Origin of the sequence: Rhodococcus sp. DK176 (assembly GCF_038447315.2) — a bacterium.
GTDB classification, from domain to species: domain Bacteria; phylum Actinomycetota; class Actinomycetes; order Mycobacteriales; family Mycobacteriaceae; genus Rhodococcus_F; species Rhodococcus_F jostii_A.
Genome location: NZ_CP118321.2, coordinates 7,457,452 through 7,475,486, shown reverse-complemented (window position 1 = coordinate 7,475,486; position 18,035 = coordinate 7,457,452). Strand labels below are relative to the sequence as shown.

General features: G+C 68.8%; 15 protein-coding genes. 6 read left to right on the top strand and 9 right to left on the bottom strand.

Going from position 1 to position 18,035, the window contains the following annotated elements; all coding sequences use genetic code 11:
• Positions 1 to 27: 27 nt before the first annotated feature.
• The 6 genes from PSR88_RS34790 to PSR88_RS34765 are packed head-to-tail and all read right to left on the bottom strand — an operon-like array spanning position 28 to position 6,795.
• A complete protein-coding gene (locus tag PSR88_RS34790) occupies positions 28 to 2,712 on the bottom strand; it encodes a fumarate reductase/succinate dehydrogenase flavoprotein subunit (RefSeq protein ID WP_016880147.1) in 2,685 nt (894 codons plus the stop codon).
• Positions 2,712 to 3,491 (bottom strand): ABC transporter ATP-binding protein, encoded by a 780-nt coding sequence (locus PSR88_RS34785; protein WP_011598612.1) that lies wholly within the window; start codon positions 3,489 to 3,491, stop codon positions 2,712 to 2,714. Before PSR88_RS34785 ends, PSR88_RS34790 begins: the two co-directional genes overlap by 1 nt.
• Positions 3,488 to 4,348, bottom strand: coding sequence for an ABC transporter permease (locus tag PSR88_RS34780; RefSeq protein ID WP_011598611.1), 861 nt, complete (start codon positions 4,346 to 4,348; stop codon positions 3,488 to 3,490). The genes PSR88_RS34785 and PSR88_RS34780 overlap by 4 nt, the downstream gene beginning before the upstream one ends.
• A complete protein-coding gene (locus PSR88_RS34775; RefSeq protein WP_011598610.1) occupies positions 4,345 to 5,775 on the bottom strand; it encodes an ABC transporter substrate-binding protein in 1,431 nt (476 codons plus the stop codon). The genes PSR88_RS34780 and PSR88_RS34775 overlap by 4 nt, the downstream gene beginning before the upstream one ends.
• Positions 5,776 to 5,791: 16 nt before the next feature.
• Positions 5,792 to 6,019, bottom strand: coding sequence for a ferredoxin family protein (locus tag PSR88_RS34770; RefSeq protein WP_005240903.1), 228 nt, complete (start codon positions 6,017 to 6,019; stop codon positions 5,792 to 5,794).
• Positions 6,016 to 6,795 carry a GntR family transcriptional regulator gene (locus PSR88_RS34765; protein WP_016880146.1) on the bottom strand — a complete coding sequence of 260 codons (780 nt, stop codon included), beginning with the start codon at positions 6,793 to 6,795 and terminating at the stop codon, positions 6,016 to 6,018. The genes PSR88_RS34770 and PSR88_RS34765 overlap by 4 nt, the downstream gene beginning before the upstream one ends.
• A gap of 294 nt (positions 6,796 to 7,089) precedes the next feature.
• Between PSR88_RS34765 and PSR88_RS34760 the strand changes: the two genes are divergently transcribed.
• Together PSR88_RS34760 and PSR88_RS34755 are read left to right on the top strand one after the other, a co-directional pair.
• Positions 7,090 to 8,106, top strand: a complete 1,017-nt coding sequence (locus tag PSR88_RS34760; protein WP_016880145.1) for an iron-siderophore ABC transporter substrate-binding protein — start codon at positions 7,090 to 7,092, stop codon at positions 8,104 to 8,106.
• A 96-nt stretch (positions 8,107 to 8,202) separates the two neighbouring features.
• A complete protein-coding gene (locus PSR88_RS34755; RefSeq protein WP_009480094.1) occupies positions 8,203 to 9,600 on the top strand; it encodes a sugar porter family MFS transporter in 1,398 nt (465 codons plus the stop codon).
• A 62-nt stretch (positions 9,601 to 9,662) separates the two neighbouring features.
• Here PSR88_RS34755 and dxs read toward each other — a convergent pair whose 3' ends face one another.
• On the bottom strand, positions 9,663 to 11,612 hold the full coding sequence (gene dxs, locus PSR88_RS34750; protein ID WP_009480093.1) for a 1-deoxy-D-xylulose-5-phosphate synthase: 1,950 nt from the start codon (positions 11,610 to 11,612) through the stop codon (positions 9,663 to 9,665).
• Positions 11,613 to 11,862: 250 nt separating this feature from the next.
• On the opposite strand from dxs, the gene glsA reads away from it, so the two are divergent.
• The 4 genes from glsA to PSR88_RS34730 all read left to right on the top strand — a co-directional run bounded on the left by glsA (position 11,863) and on the right by PSR88_RS34730 (position 16,224).
• Entirely contained in the window at positions 11,863 to 13,671 is a 1,809-nt protein-coding gene (gene glsA / locus PSR88_RS34745; RefSeq protein WP_011598607.1) for a glutaminase A, read from the top strand.
• Positions 13,672 to 13,769: 98 nt separating this feature from the next.
• A complete protein-coding gene (locus tag PSR88_RS34740) occupies positions 13,770 to 14,732 on the top strand; it encodes a daunorubicin resistance protein DrrA family ABC transporter ATP-binding protein (RefSeq protein ID WP_009480091.1) in 963 nt (320 codons plus the stop codon).
• Complete coding sequence (locus PSR88_RS34735; RefSeq protein ID WP_009480090.1) at positions 14,729 to 15,568, top strand: ABC transporter permease; 840 nt, start codon at positions 14,729 to 14,731, stop codon at positions 15,566 to 15,568. Before PSR88_RS34740 ends, PSR88_RS34735 begins: the two co-directional genes overlap by 4 nt.
• Positions 15,565 to 16,224: an SIMPL domain-containing protein gene (locus PSR88_RS34730; RefSeq protein WP_029537543.1), complete on the top strand. Its 660-nt coding sequence runs from the start codon at positions 15,565 to 15,567 to the stop codon at positions 16,222 to 16,224. The genes PSR88_RS34735 and PSR88_RS34730 overlap by 4 nt, the downstream gene beginning before the upstream one ends.
• Here PSR88_RS34730 and PSR88_RS34725 read toward each other — a convergent pair.
• Together PSR88_RS34725 and PSR88_RS34720 are read right to left on the bottom strand one after the other, a co-directional pair.
• Positions 16,221 to 16,679, bottom strand: coding sequence for a MarR family winged helix-turn-helix transcriptional regulator (locus tag PSR88_RS34725; protein ID WP_005240874.1), 459 nt, complete (start codon positions 16,677 to 16,679; stop codon positions 16,221 to 16,223). The genes PSR88_RS34730 and PSR88_RS34725 overlap by 4 nt on opposite strands.
• 81 nt (positions 16,680 to 16,760) lie before the next feature.
• Positions 16,761 to 18,029, bottom strand: a complete 1,269-nt coding sequence (locus PSR88_RS34720) for a class I SAM-dependent RNA methyltransferase (RefSeq protein WP_011598605.1) — start codon at positions 18,027 to 18,029, stop codon at positions 16,761 to 16,763.
• Positions 18,030 to 18,035: the final 6 nt, after the last annotated feature.

The window sequence follows — 18,035 nt, the reverse complement described above, 5'->3', positions numbered from 1 at the left end:
CCCCGGCACACGTCGCCACTCACCTGTTCAGGGGGCGGCGACGAGCGCCTGTCGGGCGTACGCCCGCACGTCGGCGTCCGTGTCCTCGAGGGCCGTGGTCAGCGCGCCGACGGCGGCGCGGTCGCCGGACCACCGGCCGAGCGCGAGGACGGCGGCCTTGCGCACGTCGAGGTGCGCATCCGTCAGGGCGTCCACCAGCGCGGGCACCGCGACTTCGGGGTCCGCTCCGGCGAGTGCCCGCGCGGCGCCCTGCCGGATCTGCCAGGCAGACTCCCGCAGCGCCGCCGTCGCGAGGGTCACGTCGTCGCCGTCGCAGCCCAGACTCGCGAACGCCGTGAGCGCGGCGGCGCGCACCAGCGGATCGCGGTCGCCGGCCAGCGAGCGCACGGTGTCGACACCGCCGAGCCCGATGGTGGCCAGGCCGTGCGCGACGGTGATCCGCACTTCCCGGTTCTCGTCGTGCGCGCCCGCCGCCACCGACTCCCACCGGTCCAGCGACACCAGCGCCCGCACCGCTTCGATCCGGACGTGGTGATCACCGTCGGACAGCGCCGTCAGGAACTGCTCCGCCGAACCGGCGTGCAGCGCGCGCAGGACGTCGACCACGGCGGCCCGGACCACGGCGTCACCCGACCCCAGGTGGTCGGCCAGCCCGTCGGCGGACGGCAGCACCTCGACGAGTTCGCGCAGGCCGTCGGCGGCGGCGCGGCGCACCGTCACCGCACCGTCGCCGAGGGCATCGACGAGGGCCGCCCCGAATCCGTCGGGGGTTCCTTCCGTCAGCACCGAGAGGGCCGTGACGCGGACCTGCGGGTCGGCGTCGGCCAGATATGGCGCGAGTTCGGCGACACTCGGCGCGTCGAGTCCGAGGACCGCGACGATGGCCGGTGACGACGGCTCCTGCCGGACCGGCGCCGCGATGCGCGAGCGCTCCTCGACCGGGGCGCGCCCCCCGACCAGCGGCGGCTGCGCGACGGGTACGACCGTCCGGTCCACCGGCGGAAGGGAATCGAGCCCGGGCACCGGCACGAAGTACGGCTCGACGGGGCGCTTGAGGAACTCCATGTCGCCGTTCTCGCCGCGCCGCAGATTCAGGTGGTACCCCCATTCGTCGTCCCGCTGCTCCGGGAGATCCGCACGTTCGTGGTAGAGCCCCCAGCGACTTTCGGTCCTGGTGAGGGAGCTGCGGGACGCCATTTCCGCGCAGTCCCGGATGAAGGTGACCTCCGCGCAGCGCATCAGCTCGTGCGGGGTGGTCGCACCCATCCCGGCGATCTCCCCCGCCATCCGGTCGAACGTCTCGACGGCGATCGACAGCTTCGTCGCCGTCTTCGGCGGCGCGACATAGTCGTTGACGAAGCGGCGCAGCTTGTACTCGACCTGCGGCTGCGGCGGCCCGTCCGGGTTGCGTAGCGGCCGGTAGATCAGCTCGTGCGCGGCGGCCAGCTGCTCCGCGGGCAGCGCGGTGGGGGCCTCGACGCCGGGCAGGGTGCCGGTGGCGTGCGCTCCGGCGAGGTCGCCGTACACGAACGCGCCGATCATGTAGTTGTGGGGGACGCACGCGAGGTCGCCTGCCGCGTACAGGCCGGGGACGGTGGTCGCGCCGTGCTCGTCCACCCACACCCCGGACGCGGAATGTCCGCTGCACAAGCCGATCTCGGAGATGTGCATCTCGATGTCGTGGCTGCGGTAGTCGTGGCCGCGGTTCGCGTGGAACGTGCCGCGGGTGGGGCGTTCGGTGGTGTGCAGGATCGATTCGAGCGTGTCGAGGGTTTCCTCCGGGAGGTGGCTGACCTTGAGATAGATGGGACCGCGGGCCGATTCGATCTCACTCTTGACCTCGCTCATCATCTGCCCCGACCAGTAGTCGGAGTCGACGAACCGCTCCCCCTCCGCGTTCACCTGGTAGCCGCCGAACGGGTTCGCGACGTACGCGCACGCCGGACCGTTGTAGTCCTTGATCAGCGGGTTGATCTGGAAGCATTCGATGCCGCTCAGTTCGGCTCCCGCGTGATAGGCCATCGAGTAGCCGTCACCGGCGTTGGTCGGGTTCTCGTACGTGCCGTAGAGGTACCCCGACGCCGGGAGCCCGAGCCGGCCACACGGACCGGTCGCGAGGATCACCGCTTTTGCCCCGACCGCGACGAACTCACCGGTGCGGGTGTTCAGCGCCGCGGCCCCGACGGCCCGGCCGTTCTCCGTCAGGACCCGGACGGGCATCAGGCGGTTCTCGATGCGGATCTTCTCCCGCATCTTCCGCTGCCGCAGCACCCGGTAGAGGGCCTTCTTCACGTCCTTGCCCTCGGGCATCGGCAGCACGTACGAGCCGGAGCGGTGCACCCGGCGGACCGCGTATTCGCCGTACTCGTCCTTCTCGAACTTCACGCCGTACTTCTCGAGGCGCTGCACCATCGCGAAACCGCGGGTCGCCGTCTGGTACACGGTGCGCTGGTTGACGATTCCGTCGTTGGCTCTGGTGATCTCGGCGACGTAGTCCTCGGGTTCGGCCTTGCCGGGGATGACGGCGTTGTTGACGCCGTCCATTCCCATTGCGAGCGCGCCGGAATGGCGCACGTGCGCCTTCTCGAGCAGGAGCACGTTCGCGCCGTTCTCGGCGGCGGTCAGTGCCGCCATCGTGCCGGCGGTGCCGCCACCGATCACGAGCACGTCGCAATCGAGACGGACGGTGTCGGCGAGGTCGGGGATGTCCATCAGGTCTCCGAAGTGTGGTTCAGTGCGGCGAGCACGTCGGCGCGCGCGGCACGGGTGTCGGGGAGGTCGAGGTGGTCGCGGTCCCGGGGGTGCGGGATGTCGACGAGCGCCCGCAGCGGCTCACCGGCCCGGCCGAGCACCGCGATGCGGTCGCCGAGCAGCACCGCCTCGTCCACGTCGTGGGTCACGAACACCACGGTCGTCGGGTGAGTGCTCCACGTGTCGACGAGCAGTCGCTGCATGACGCCGCGGGTCTGGGTGTCGAGGGCGCCGAACGGCTCGTCCATCATCACGGCCCGCGGCGCCCCGGCGAGGCCGCGCGCCAACTGCACTCGCTGGCGCATGCCGCCGGACAGGTTCTTGGGCAGGAAGTCGCAGAACCCGGTCAGCCCCACCTCCGCGATCCAGCGGTCGGCGGTCGCACGCCGCCCCTTGCGGGGTTCGCCGCGGAGTGCGAGGGCCAGTTCGATGTTCGAGCGCACCGTGCGCCACGGGAGGAGCGCGTTGTCCTGGAAGACGACGGCCCGGTCCCGGGACGTCGATTCCACTGCCGCGCCGTCGGCGACGACGCGGCCCGAATCGGGCGGCAGCAGGCCGGCCAGAGCGCGCAGCACGGTGGACTTGCCGCACCCCGAAGGTCCGGTGAGCACGAGGATCTCGCCGGGAACCACGGTCAGCGACAGCGAACGGATGACGGGGTTTCCCGTGTAGGACAGGGTGACGTCGTCGAGGACCAGCGACATGCCGGCGGCCACGGACGCTGCGGCTGTGGCGGTCATGCGCGCTCCCCTCGTGGCAGCCAGCGGGTGACGCGCCTGCCGAGCAGTTCGACTGCGCCGGACGTCGCGAATCCGAGGATGCCGATGGTGATCATGCCGACGAAGACGCCGGGATAGTCGACGATCGTGTACGCCTGCCAGGTGCGGTAGCCGACTCCGAGCCTGCCGGAGATCATCTCGGCGGAGATCACACAGATCCACGCCACCCCGATCCCGACGGACAATCCACCGAAGACGCCCGGCAGGATTCCGGGCAGCACGACTCGGGACAGCACGTCCCAGCGTCCGCCGCCGAGGGTGCGCACGGAGTCCTCCCACAGTGTCGGGAGGGCCCGGACGGCGTGCCGGGTGCTCACCATGATCGGGAAGAACGCGGCGACGAACGTGATGAACACGATGCCGGCCTCGTCGCTGGGGAACAGCAGGATCGCGACGGGCACCACCGCGATGGCGGGGATCGGACGTGCGAGTTCCGTCAGTGGACCGAGGACGTCGGCGAACAGTTCCGATCTGCCGAGGGCGATTCCGGTGGCCACACCCACCACCGTCGCGAGTCCGAATCCGCTGAGGATGCGGATCAGCGACTGCCCGAGGTCGAGGTAGAACAGGTCGCTCTGCAACTGGGTACCGAACGCGGACACGACGTCGGTGACGGTGGGAAGCGTGTCGAACCGCAGCCACACCCGCACGTCGTTGGCGGTCAACACCTGCCATGCGACGATCGCCGCGATCACGGACGTGATCCGCACGAGGCGTGAGCGCCACGGCGAGGTTCGTCGGCGCGTCGATGCCGGATCATGTTCTTCGGCAGCGACTTCGGTATCGACCAGGACCGTCGGCTGGTGCAGTGTGGTCACTGGCGCACCTCCTCGACCGCGCGGTCGTACGTGATCACGCCGCCCGTGGGGTGTGCGCGCAGGTACCGGTCTGCGGCGGCGCCGGTGGTGAAGGGCAGGAAGTTGTCGCCGTCGCGCACCCACACCGATTTGTCGGCGAACCATCGGGTGCCCAGTTCGGCGTCGGGCACGTACGCGGCGCGGACGGTGCGGCCCTCGGCCCGGGCCTGTTTCACCGCCCGGAGCAGGCACGTCGGGTTCGCGGCCGGCTGCGTCTCGGTGGCGCCGTCGAACCAGACCTCCCCGGCCAGCGACGGATCGCCCGGGGCGGTGGCGCACACGGGATCGGTGCCGGTGACCGACGTCGGGTTGGCGGTGGACGCGAGCGTGGCGTCGTAGTCCTGCCCGTCGGCCTCGAACGCGGACCGGAGCGGAGCGTCGTTCACGAAACCGTCGACGTCGAGGTCGGCGAAGTCGCCGATCGACTTCAGGTACGGCACATCGTTCTTCAGCGCACCGATCAGGCCGGGCTTGAGCGTGGTGTCGAACGACGTGCCGCCCGGGCCGTTGTACAGGTACACGACCTCCTGGGGCAGGCCGCTCGCGTCGGCCACGATCCGCGACGCCTCGAGCGGTTGCGTCTGGACGAACCGCGTGGCGTCGAGCTGCGCCCGGAGGAACGCGTCGAGAACCTCGGGGTGTTCGTCCGCGTAGGCCTCGCGGGCCACCACACCATGCAGGGTCGGGGTTCGGAGTTCGGCGCCGTCGAACAGCAGCTTGGCCTTGTCCTGGAAGACGAGAAGCCCGGGCCAGGCGACGAACTGCGACAGCGCCGCCACCTGACCGGATTCCAGGGCGGAGGATCCGACCTGCGGCTGCTGGTTGAGCACCTCGACGCCGGTGCCCGGGTCGATTCCGGCGCGGTCGAGGGCCTGCACGAGGGTGCCATGACCTGCGGAGCCGACGCTCGCGGACACTTTCTTGCCGGCCAGGTCGCCGAGGGCGGTGGCCGGTGAATTCGGCGGCACCACCACCATGTTCAGTGCGCCGTTCGGGTTGTAGCCGGTGACCGAGACGATCTCCGTCTTCGAGCGCGGATTCGCCTGGGTGCGGGAGCCGTTGATCAGCATCGGGTAGTCGCCCATCGATCCGATGTCGATCTTCTCGGCCACCATCTGGGCGGTGATCGGCGCACCGGTGTCGTAGTCCTGCCACTCGACGGAGTACTTCGTCCCGGTCTGCTCCGTCACGTCCTGCAGGCGCTGTTCGAGGTATCCCTGCGCGCGCAGCAGCGTTCCGGCGGTGACGGTGTTGATCGTCTTGGACTGGTACCCGATCACGAGCGTGACCGCGTCCCCGTTGTCGGCCGACGGTTCGAGGGAGCAACTCGTCGCCACGAGTGTCAGTGCCGCGGCGGCGATCGCGAAGGTGGAAGAGCGTCGCTTCATCTGGGTGGTCTTTCGCTCAGCGGAGGAGGTACGGCATGTTCACGGTGACCGCGCCGGTCGGGCAGCGAGCCGCGCAGGGACCGCAGTACCAGCATTCGTCGACGTGCATGAAGGCCTTGCCGTTCTCCGGGTTGATGGCCAGCGAATCGAGTGGGCAGATCTCGACGCACAGGGTGCAGCCCTCGATGCACAGCGACTCGTCGATGGTGACGGGTACGTCTGCTCGTTGATTGACCAAGGTCATGAGGTGAGCTCCCAGTTGGTGATGTCGGGTCGGCGGACGAGGCTGCTGCGCATGGTGATTCGGTCACCGCGCATGCGGATGTATTCGAGGTCGACGGGACGTCCGTCGACGAGCCGGGTGAGGCGTTCGAGCAACAGGAGCGACGCACCCTCGGGCGTCTGGAGGTTCGCGGCGGAATGGGCGTCGGCGTTCACGGATTCGATCGCCAGATCGGCGGAGCCGAGGGGCTGACCGCAGACTTCCTCGATCAGCGCGAACACGTCGTTGGTTTCGAGGTCGTGACCGAGGATTTCGGCTCCGATGTCGGGGACGAGGTAGGTGAGGTCCAGGCTGAGCGGCAGGTCGCCCAGGTACCGCACCCGTTCGATGTAGACAGCGGGTTCGCCCGGCTCCAGCTGCAGGCGGCGGGCGACGGCGGGCGGCGGGCTGATCTCCCGGGCGGCGCGGACGTCGTTGCGGACCTCCCCGTGCCCCTTCAGCGTCTCCTTCAGCCCGAGCAGGGCGTCGAGACCGTGGTCGTACTTGCGCTGCGCCACGTGGGTTCCCACCCGCGGGGCCCGGTCGATGAGCCCCTCCTGCTTGAGCAGTGCCAGTCCGTCGCGTACCGCATTGCGCGACACGCCGAACTCGGCGGCCAGCTCCGATTCCGACGGCAATCCGCGCTCGGCGAAGGAGTCAGCGTGGATCTGCTGACGGAGCAGGTCGGCGAATCTGCGCGCATGGTCTGCGCGGGAACTGCGCGACGCCGTCTGGAGGGGAGTCGGATTCACCACCATGGTTTCCTTCGTCGATAGTGCGTGTGAGCTGGACGAAGACAAACGCTAACGGCAGTCGGCGGGGCCCGGAGTCGCCGCGAACCGCCGCTCGGGGCGCCCCCGCGAATCGGCCGGGTCCGCGCCGGGCCCGAACCGCCTCACCAGCCAAAACCCGGCAACGACCCGGGAATGCGCCAGGCCAGGCCGGGCCGGGAAGTTTCAATCAGGGTGATTCGAAGTGGCGACGTCCACCCGGCGAGCACTCGAGTCTAGGTTAGGCTTACCTTCTATTTTCGTCCCGAAGGAGTCGTTGCCGTGTTCGCACCCACCGCCAGACGTCAGATCGCCGTCGCACTCGCCGTGGCCAGTTCGTCCCTCTTCCTCGCCGCGTGCTCGTCCGGCGACAGCGGAGGAACCACGGAAGCGTCCGGTGAGGGGTTTCCGGTCACCCTCGAGAACACGTTCGGATCGACCCCCCTCGACGCGGCGCCCGAACGTATCGTCACGCTCGGATGGAATGCCCAGGACGTCGTCTACGCGCTCGGCGAGACACCGGTCGGCATGCCGAAGTACACGTACGGCGCCGAGGCGAACGGTGTGATGCCCTGGCTGCAGGACCGATTCGATCCGTCCGAGACCACGTTGCTCGACACGTCCACGTCCACCCCCATCGAGGGCGTCGCCTCGCTGGCGCCGGACGTCGTGCTCGCCCCGTACGAGGGATTCGACCAGGCGACGTACGAGAAGCTGTCGGGAATCGCCCCCACGGTGGCGTACCCGGACAAGGCGTGGCAGACCACGTGGCAGGATCAGACCACGCTGGTCGGACAGGCACTCGGCAAGAGCGCCGAGGCGGAGCAGCTGGTGGCCGGTCTCGACGACACCCTCGCTCGGACCGCCGCCGCGCACCCCGAGTTCGCCGGCAAGACGATCTCGGTGATCAACTTCGACACCCATGCCGCGACGGTCAACGTCTACATGCCCTCCGATCCCCGCGTCCAGGTGCTGACCCAGCTCGGGTTCACCGTGTCTCCCGGCGTGCAGAAGCTGGCCGCTTCCAATGATCCGGACAAGTTCTTCGCCGACATCTCCGTGGAGAACATCTCCGATGTCGACGCCGACGTCGTGGTCGCGTTCGTCCCGGAGAACACCACCGTCGCCGCGAACCCGGCCTACGCGAACCTCGGTGCCATCGGGCGTGGAACCGCGGTCACGCTGTCGGACACGAAGATCATCTCGGGGCTCAGCCAGACCAGCGTTCTCGCGACTCCGTGGGTGCTGGACAAGCTGACACCTCAAGTGAGCGAGGCCGCCACGAAAGCGGGTGCCTGAACTCCCGCCTGACAGGCGGTGTCGGGCGTAGCGTGATTCGAGACACAATTTTCCGCTGTGCCCGCATCAGGAACGCTCGCCGAAAGCAGGTATGCGATGACGCAGATGTCCGAAAGACACACCGCGAAGGTCATCGGCGTCACCGTCGCCGCCGCGGTAGGTGGATTTCTCTTCGGTTTCGACAGCTCGGTCATCAACGGTGCCGTCGACTCCATTCAGGGCCACTTCGAGCTCGGGTCGTTCTTCACGGGCTTCGCCGTGGCGATCGCCCTGCTCGGATGTGCTGTGGGCGCATGGTTTGCGGGTCGTCTCGCGGACCGCTGGGGCCGCAAGAAAGTGATGCTGCTCGGTTCGGTGCTGTTCGTCGTGTCCTCGCTCGGAGCGGGTCTCGCGTTCAGCGTCCCCGACCTGATGCTGTGGCGCGTCCTCGGCGGCCTCGGCATCGGTATCGCGTCGGTCATTGCGCCCACGTACATCTCGGAGATCGCGCCGGCCCGCTACCGCGGCGCATTGGCGTCGCTGCAGCAGTTGGCCATTACTCTCGGCATCTTCGCCGCGCTGCTGTCGGACGCGGTGCTGCAGAACGCCGCGGGCGGCGCCTCCAACGAGTTGTGGCTGAACCTCGAAGCCTGGCGCTGGATGTTCATCGTCGGTGTGGTCCCCGCGGTCGTGTACGGCATTCTCGCCCTGCTCATTCCCGAGTCTCCGCGGTACCTCGTGGGCAAGCACCTCGATCAGGAGGCGGCCGACATCCTCGCGAACATCACCGGCGAACTCGACCCGCACGAGCGCGTCTCCGAGATCCGGCTGACCCTCCGCCACGAATCGACGGCGTCGTTCGACGATATTCGCGGCCCGAAGTTCGGGCTGCAGCCCATCGTCTGGGTCGGCATATTCATGGCCATCTTCCAGCAGTTCGTGGGCATCAACGCGATCTTCTACTACTCCACCACGCTCTGGAAGTCGGTGGGCTTCACCGAGAACGAGTCGTTCACCACGTCGGTGATCACCGCGATCATCAACGTGGGCATGACGTTCGTCGCCATCCTGTTCGTCGACCGGATCGGCAGGCGCATCCTGCTCATGGTCGGCTCGCTCGGCATGTTCGCGAGCCTGCTCATGGCCGCAATCGCCTTCTCCCAGGCGAGTGGCAGCGGCGACGACGTCGTGCTCCCCAGCCCGTGGGGGGCGGTCGCCCTGATCGGCGCCAACCTGTTCGTGATCTTCTTCGCCTCCACCTGGGGCCCGGTCATGTGGGTGATGCTGGGCGAGATGTTCCCCAACAACATGCGCGCCTACGCACTCGGCATCAGCACGGCGGCGAATTGGATCGCGAACTTCACGGTCACGCTGGCATTCCCGCCGCTCACCCGCTCGGTGGGGCTGTGGTTCCTGTACGGACTGTTCGCGTTCTTCGCGTTGCTCTCCTTCTTCTTCGTCCGGTCGAAGGTCCGGGAGACGAAGGGGATGGAGCTCGAGGAGATGCACACCTGACCCAGGCACATACGGATCCGGCCGAATCACACTGTGATTCGGCCGGATTTCTGTGCAACGACTCAGCCCTGCTGCTTCTCCGCGCGCTGCGCATCGAGGTCGGCGACGACGCCGTTCTGCTGCTCGGGGCGCAGGTTCCCGAGGCCGGCGAACCATCCGGTGATCTGCCGGGCGACGTCCTGCGCGGTGAGGCCCAGCTCGGCGTGGATCTGCGCGCGCGACGCGTGGTCGAGGAACTGTTGCGGAACACCGAGATCACGACAGGGGACGTCGACCCCCGCCGCCCGCAACGCGGCGGACACGGTGGAACCGACTCCGCCGTGCAGACCGCTGTCCTCGACGGTGACGACCATCGTGTAGTCCTCGGCGAGCTTCACCAGCGACTCCGGGACCGGCAGGACCCACCGCGGGTCGACGACGGTCGCCGAGATGCCCTGCTGTTCCAGGCGTTCCGCCGCGGCGAGCGCGAGACCGGCGAACGCGCCGACCGACACGATGAGCACGTCGTTCCGCCCGGAGGGGGCGCGAAGGATGTCGACGACGCCGTCGAGGCGGCTCACCGCGGGTACGTCGTCACCGACGGTGCCCTTCGGGAACCGGAGCGCGGTCGGGCCGTCGTCGACGGCCAGTGCCTCGTCCAGTTCCTCCCGCAGGGTGGCGGTATCGCGGGGAGCGGCGACCTTCATTCCGGGGACGATGCCCAGCAGCGACATGTCCCACATGCCGTTGTGGCTGGCACCGTCGTTGCCGGTGATACCCGCGCGGTCGAGAACGAGGGTGACGGGAAGCTTCAGCAGCGCCACGTCCATCAGCAGCTGATCGAACGCGCGGTTGAGGAACGTCGAGTAGACCGCGACCACCGGGTGCAGGCCGCCCAGGGCGAGGCCGGCCGCCGACGTGACGGCGTGCTGCTCGGCGATCCCGACGTCGAACATCCGGTCGGGGTATTTCTCGCCGAACGCGGCGAGACCGGTCGGGCCCGCCATCGCCGCGGTGATCGCCACGATGTCCTGCCGGTGACTCGCCTGATCGATCAGCTCGGCCGAGAACACCGACGTCCAGTCGGCGGACGCCGACCCGGTCCCCCTACCGGTGATCGGGTCGATCACGCCGGTCGAGTGCATCTGATCGGCGACGTGGTTCTCGGCGGGCGCGTAACCCATGCCCTTGCGGGTGACGGCGTGGACGATGACCGGGCCACCGAACGCCTTCGCGCGGCGCAGCGCGGATTCGAGCGCGGCCTCGTCGTGTCCGTCGACCGGTCCGAGGTACTTGATGCCCAGGTCCGTGAACATCACCTGCGGGGCCACGGCGTCCTTGAGGCCCGCCTTCATGCCGTGGAGGACCGAGTAGGCGGTGCGGCCCACCCAGGGAAGTTTCTTCACCATCCGGCGGCCACTGTCGAGGATGCGTTCGTATCCCGGCTGGAGACGGAGGGCGGCGAGGTGATCGGCGAGACCACCGATGGTCGGTGCGTACGAGCGGCCGTTGTCGTTGACGACGATGACCACCGAGCGGTCCTTGCCTGCCGCGATGTTGTTCAGGGCCTCCCAGCACATGCCGCCGGTCAGCGCACCGTCACCCACGACGGCGACGACGTGGCGGTCCTGACCGGTCAGTTCGAAGGCCTTCGCGAGGCCGTCCGCGTACGACAGCGACGCCGACGCGTGCGAGGACTCGACCCAGTCGTGATCGCTCTCCGCCCGGCACGGGTACCCGGACAGGCCGCCCTGCTTGCGGAGCGAGTCGAAATCGTCCTTGCGGCCGGTGAGGATCTTGTGGACGTACGCCTGATGGCCCGTGTCGAAGATGATCGGGTCGGCGGGCGAATCGAAGATGCGGTGCAACGCGAGGGTCAGCTCGACGACGCCCAGGTTGGGGCCGAGATGACCACCGGTCGCCGCGACCTTCTGCACGAGGAACTCGCGAATCTCCGCGGCGAGCTGCTTCATCTCCGCCGAATTCAGCTGACGAAGATCGTCAGGCGTCTGGATACGGGCAAGAACACCCAACGAGATCGCTCCCTCCGTGATGCACGCGGCCTTGCGTGCCTCTGCCGTGGCTTCGTGTCACGTCACAGTGGAACCAGTCTACGGAGCCGCCGGAGTGCGGGACACACGGTAGGGGCCGGTGCGGCCCGGTATCGCGGGCTCGTCCTCGGGCATCCCGGCCACGACCGTGACCGGCTTCACACAATTGTGCCGCCGGACGGGCCCCTCGGAACACCCGACAGCTGTCGTGAACAGCCTCTAGGGTCGACTCATGAGCACCGTCGTGGACGCGCTGATCGGGAAAGTCTTCGCCGCGACCCGGGAGAACCGCAGCGGCGAGCTCGCCGACTACATTCCCGAACTCGCCGCGGTCGCCCCCGACTCGTTCGGAATCTGCATCGCCACCGTGGACGGCTACGTGTACGAGGTGGGCGACACCCGCCTGCCCTTCACGATCCAGTCCATCTCGAAACCGTTCACGTACGCCCTGGCGCTCGCCGATCGCGGGTCCGACGCGGTCGCCGAGAAGATCGACGTCGAACCGTCCGGGGAACCATTCAACGAGATCAGCCTCGACCCGCGGACGGAGCGACCACGCAATCCGATGATCAACGCCGGGGCGATCACCGCCGCGTCGCTGGTGGCCGGGCCGGACGTGGACACAAGGTTCGAACGGATCCGGGCCGAGTACTCCCGGTACGCGGGACGGGACCTGACGTTCAACCGGTCGGTGTACGAGTCCGAGTCACGGACCGGGCACCGCAACCGGGCGATCGGCCACATGCTGCGTTCGTTCGGCATCATCACCGGCGACCCCGACGAGACGGTCGACCTCTACTTCCGCCAGTGCTCCATCGACGTGACGTGCCGGGACCTGAGCCTGATGGCCGCGACGATGGCGAACAACGGCGTCAACCCCGTCACCCGGGACACCGTTCTCGAACCGGCCCTCGTCGAGCGCGTTCTGAGCGTGATGTCGACGTGCGGCATGTACGACGCCGCGGGCAAGTGGGTGTACGAGGTGGGGTTGCCTGCCAAGAGCGGCGTCGGCGGCGGCATCGTCGCGGTCCTGCCCGGCCAGATCGGCATCGCCGTCTACTCGCCGCGCCTCGACGCGCACGGGAACAGCGTGCGCGGGGTGGAGGCGTGCCGGGCCCTGTCGAACGACCTGGAGCTGCATTTCCTGCACGTCACCCGCGCCGCCCGGTCGGCGATCCGTGCCACGTACTCCGTCGTCGACAGTCCGTCGCGGATGCGGCGCACTCCCGCCGAACGGGCCGCCCTCGACGACGTCGGCAAGCGCAGCCGGATCTACGAGCTGCACGGGGATCTGCTCTTCGCCGGCGCGGAGTCCGCGGTGCGCGAGATCGGCGGGGTCGAGAACGAGCTCGAGGTCGTGGTGATCGACGTGCGGCGGGTGGACGACGTCGGCGGCATCGCGCGCCGCATGCTCGAGAGTCTGCGCGACGAACTCACCCGTCGCGGCTGCGCGGTCGCCCTCGTCGATCCGGCGGCCCTGCTCGGCTACACGCATTCGGATCTCACCGGTGCGAGCGGCCGGGTGTTCGCCGACCTCGAAGCCGCCTTGCAGTGGTCCGAGGACACCCTCCTCGATCGGCACTGCGCCGCCCTTCGTCAGCCGGCAACCATCGACGTCGCGCACCATCCGGTGCTGGCCGGGCTGCGACCGGAGCAGTTGCGGCTACTCACCCGCGAACTCGATATCCGCACGTTTGCCCGCGACGAGCAGATCATCCAACGAGGCGACCGGGCGTGCGGGCTGTTCCTGATCCTGTCGGGCCGGGTCAGCATGCGAGTCACCGATTCCGGGGGCGCCGTGTACCGGATCATGACCCTGTCGACGGGCATGACCTTCGGCGAGATGACGATGCTGCTGGACCTACGCTTTCTCAATGACGTGTGCGCCGACTCCGAGGTCACCGTCGCCGTTCTCCCCGCGGATCGGTATGCCGACATGGCCGTCACGGAGCCCGGACTCAAACTCGCTCTCCTCGAACGACTGGCTGCCGGCGCCTATGAGCAACTCGACGTGATGCTGCGGTCGCTGCTTCGGCCCTGATCGAGGATCGCCCACAGGAAATCCGATTGCCCGAACCGGAAAAATCGGACAGGCTGGGGGCTCGGAATCGACGACGCTCGAATCGAAAGCAGGGTGCAATGCTCACAGCGACAAAGCTGGCCATCGAGACGACGGGACTCGTCAAGACGTTCGGATCCACCCACGCGGTCGACGGCCTGGATCTGGCCGTCCCCCTCGGCGGCGTGTACGGCGTCCTCGGACCGAACGGCGCGGGCAAGACCACCGCGATCCGGATGCTGGCCACACTCCTGCCCCTCGACGGTGGAACGGCCACCGTGCTGGGGCACGACGTCGCGAGCGAGCCGGACGCCGTGCGCAGCAAGGTCTCCCTCACCGGACAGTTCGCCTCGCTCGACGAGGATCTGACGGGCAGCGAGAACCTGCTGCTGCTCGGCCGGCTGTACGGGTACTCCCGCGCGGCGGCCCGCACCCGGTCCGAACAGTTGCTGACCGCGTTCGGGCTCGACGAAGCGGGCAATCGGCAGGTGAAGAACTACTCCGGCGGTATGCGGCGCAGGCTCGACATCGCGGCCAGCATCATCGTCACTCCGGAGATGATCTTCCTGGACGAGCCCACGACCGGTCTCGATCCGCGCAGCCGCAATCAGGTGTGGGAGATCGTCCGCGCGCTGGTGGCCGGCGGAACGACGGTGCTGCTGACCACGCAGTACCTCGACGAGGCCGATCAACTCGCCGATCGGGTGGCCGTCATCGACCACGGCAAGGTCATCGCCGAGGGCACCACCGGCGAACTGAAGGCCTCCGTCGGATCCGGGGCCCTGCACGTGCGGGTCACCGACATCGCCACCCGTTCCGCCGCGGCGGCGCTGCTGCGCGACGTGCTCGAGGTGCCGATCGTCGAAGAAGCGGACCCGGCCGCCCTCACCGCCCGTATCGACGACCCGGCCCGGGTCGCGCGGGCGCTGCCCGCACTCGACGACGCCGGAATCGCCGTCAGCACATTCGCATTGGGGCAACCGAGCCTCGACGAAGTCTTCCTCTCCCTCACCGGCCGACCCACCGAGGAGCATGCGTCATGACCTCCACCACCGACCGGACCACCGACACCGCCACTGCGGTCGCCGACGTCCTGAAGATGCCCGGCCCGAGGCCCGCGAGACCCACCGCGTGGTCCACCTCGCTCTCGTTCGGCTGGCGGGCTCTGCTCAAGATCAAGCACGTCCCCGAGCAACTGTTCGACGTGACGATGTTCCCGATCATGTTCACGTTGATGTTCACGTACCTCTTCGGGGGTGCGCTGGCCGGTTCGACCAGCGCCTACGTCCAGTTCCTGCTGCCGGGCATCCTGGTGCAGACGGTCGTCATGATCACCATGTACACCGGCCTGACGCTCAACAAGGACATCGAGAAGGGTGTGTTCGACCGGTTCCGGTCGCTCCCGATCTGGCGTCCGTCTCCCCTCGTGGGCGCGTTGCTCGGTGACGTCGTCCGCTACACGATCGCCTCGATCATCGTCCTGCTCCTGGGGCTCGTCCTGGGGTTCCGCCCGGACGGCGGCCTCGTCGGTGTGGTGGCGTCGATCGGCCTGCTGCTGCTGTTCTCGTTCAGCCTGTCCTGGATCTGGACGATGTTCGCGATGCTCATGCGCACCGAGCAGGCGGTCATGGGGGTGTCGATGTTCATCCTGTTCCCGCTGACATTCGCGAGCAACATCTTCGTCGACCCCGCAACGATGCCGGGCTGGCTGCAGGCGTTCGTCGGCGTCAACCCGATCAGCAAGCTGGTGACGTCCATTCGCGGGCTGATGGCCGGGACGGTGGAGATGGTGGATCTCGCCATCGTGTTCGGGTGGTGCGCCGGGTTCGTGGTGATCTTCGGACCGCTGACGATGCGCCTGTACAACCGTAAATCCTGACGGTGGCGACGACCGATCGCGCCGAGAGATCGGTGACGGTACGGGGATCCGGAATCGTGTCGGCGGTTCCGGATCTCGTGCGCGCCACCGTCACCGTGACCGCGACCCGTCCCGCGGTGGCCGATGCGTTCGAGGCCGTCGCCCGGTCCACTACGGCGGTCACGGACACCCTCCGCGGGTACGGCGTCTCGGGGCCCGACCTCGCGACCACCGGTCTCTCCGTGCACTCCGAGACCACGTGGACCGAGGGCCGGGGCAGCGAGGTGACCGGCTACACCGCCGCGACGACGCTGCAGATCACCGTCCGCGAGGCCGGGGCGTCCGCGTCGTCATCGGCGCAGGTGGTGGCCGCCTGCGTCGGCGCGGGTGGCGACGACATCCGGCTCGGCGGACTCGAATTCGACTTCTCCGACCCTGCTGCGCTGACGGCGACCGCTCGGGACCGTGCCTGGGCCGATGCCCTCGCCAAGGCGGAGCAGTATGCCTCGCTGTCGCGTCGTGCGCTGGGCGAGGTGCTCGACATCTCGGAAGTCGACATCGGTGACGTGTCGCCGCCGGTTGCGAAGGCGTTCGCGGCGGCCGACTCCCCGATCGCCGTCGAACGCGGCGAGAAGCCGACGCGGGTCGACGTCCGGGTGCGGTGGCGTCTCGTCTAGACCCGGGGGCCCCGCTGCTGGACCGACGCGGCGAACGTGTCGTTGAGCTGAGTCAGCGACGTCACCGCCGCGAGCGCCTGTTCCTGGGACCAGCCTTCGAGCATGCCGCGCAGCCGTTCTGCCCGGCGCTCGGTGGTCTCGCGCAGAATGTCCATCCCGTTCGGCGACACCCGAATGCGGGAGGCACGCTTGTCGTGGGGGTCGGCGGCGCGCGACACGTATCCCGCGTCGACCAGTTCGGAAATCTGCCTGCTCAGCGAGGACTGACTGACGCACAGGTCGGCGGCCAGTTCGTTCTGACGGCACTCCCCCCGGGCGGCGAGCACGAAGAGCACGCTCGTCAACGCGGGCGGGATCGGGGTCTCGCCGCTCGCGGAGACGACCGCCCGCAGCGATCGTCCGAGTGCGAACACCGCATCGACGAGCGCTTGCGCTGTATCTGCCTGTACCGACATCCAGTCCCCGTCCCACACACCCACTACTTGCGGGCCGACTATAACGTTTTGTTGCGTTTGGTAAACAACGATGCGCCGGTGTCAGCGCGTCAGCAGCGCAATGCACTCCACGTGGTGGGTGAGAGGGAACGCATCGAACGCGCGCAGCTCGTCGACATGATATCCCTGCGCGAGGTACAGCCCGATGTCGCGGGCGAACGACGCCGGGTCGCACCCCACGTGCACGACCCGTTCGGCGCCCGCCGCGGCGACCGCGTCGATCACGTCACGCCCCGCACCCGCACGCGGCGGATCGAGCACCACGACCCGTGGCGGGGAGGCGAGTCCGGCGATCGCGCGCTCGACCCGCTCGGCGTGGAAACGCACCTGCGGGAGGTCGGAGAGCGCAGCCTTCCCGTCCGACACGGCCTGGCGCGAGGACTCGACGGAGTCCACGTGCCCCGACGGCCCGGCATCACCGGCGAGGGCTGCGGCGAACACACCCACTCCCCCGTACAGGTCCCATGCGGTCTCGCCCGCGGACATCCCGGCCCATTCGGCGACGACTGCCGAATACGTTTCCGCGGCCCCGCGATGCGCCTGCCAGAACCCGGTGGCGGCCAGCGCCCATTCCCGGTCGCACACCCGCTCCACCGGGCGACCCGATCCGACGACCACCCGCTCGGCGCGTGGCGCACCGCTGGCGGCACGGCGAGCCATGGCACCGCGGCGCCCGGGACTCGTGCGGCCGGTCCGCGACACCTTCGGCGGAGCGATCTCGACCACGTGCCGCTCCCCCGCGCTGTCGAGGACGATCTGCACCTCGCTGCCGGGCTTCCAATCGTGCTCGCTCACACCGTCGTAGGCGGCCGACTCGATCTGCGGGCAGGCGAGGTCGGTGACGATCCCGGAACTGCGGTGCCGGTGATAGCCGGGGCGGCCGTCCGGGTCGACGGCGAGCCGCACCCGCGTGCGCCAGCCGGTGCCGTCTCCGGTGCCGGGCAGTTCCTCGACGTCCACGTCCCGCTGCAATCGCGCGAGCCGCGCCAACTGCTCGGACACGACCTGCGCCTTCATGTCCCGCTGCACGTGCAGGCTCGCGTGCGAGAAGTCGCAACACCCCGCGCCGCCCGGACCCGACACCGGGCACACCGGGGTGACCCGCTCCGGGGACGCGTCGAGGATCTCGATCGCGTCGGCCCGGCAGTAGGACCCGCCGCGGTCCTCGGTGACGAGGGCGATCACCCGCTCGCCGGGCAGCCCGTGCCGGACGAAGACGACGCGGCCTTCGTGCCGGGCGACGACGAAACCGCCGTGCCCGGGATTTCCCAGCCGCAGTTCGAGGCGGCGGTCCGACCAGTTCTCACTCAACGCTTG

Coding starts and splice junctions, on each gene's coding strand:
- PSR88_RS34725 (WP_005240874.1), bottom strand. CDS start 16,679: ATGTCGGTACAGGCAGATACAGCGCAAGCGCTCGTCGATGCGGTGTTC.
- PSR88_RS34765 (WP_016880146.1), bottom strand. CDS start 6,795: ATGGTGGTGAATCCGACTCCCCTCCAGACGGCGTCGCGCAGTTCCCGC.
- PSR88_RS34740 (WP_009480091.1), top strand. CDS start 13,770: ATGCTCACAGCGACAAAGCTGGCCATCGAGACGACGGGACTCGTCAAG.
- PSR88_RS34790 (WP_016880147.1), bottom strand. CDS start 2,712: ATGGACATCCCCGACCTCGCCGACACCGTCCGTCTCGATTGCGACGTG.
- PSR88_RS34770 (WP_005240903.1), bottom strand. CDS start 6,019: ATGACCTTGGTCAATCAACGAGCAGACGTACCCGTCACCATCGACGAG.
- PSR88_RS34735 (WP_009480090.1), top strand. CDS start 14,729: ATGACCTCCACCACCGACCGGACCACCGACACCGCCACTGCGGTCGCC.
- PSR88_RS34755 (WP_009480094.1), top strand. CDS start 8,203: ATGACGCAGATGTCCGAAAGACACACCGCGAAGGTCATCGGCGTCACC.
- PSR88_RS34775 (WP_011598610.1), bottom strand. CDS start 5,775: ATGAAGCGACGCTCTTCCACCTTCGCGATCGCCGCCGCGGCACTGACA.
- glsA (WP_011598607.1), top strand. CDS start 11,863: ATGAGCACCGTCGTGGACGCGCTGATCGGGAAAGTCTTCGCCGCGACC.
- PSR88_RS34785 (WP_011598612.1), bottom strand. CDS start 3,491: ATGACCGCCACAGCCGCAGCGTCCGTGGCCGCCGGCATGTCGCTGGTC.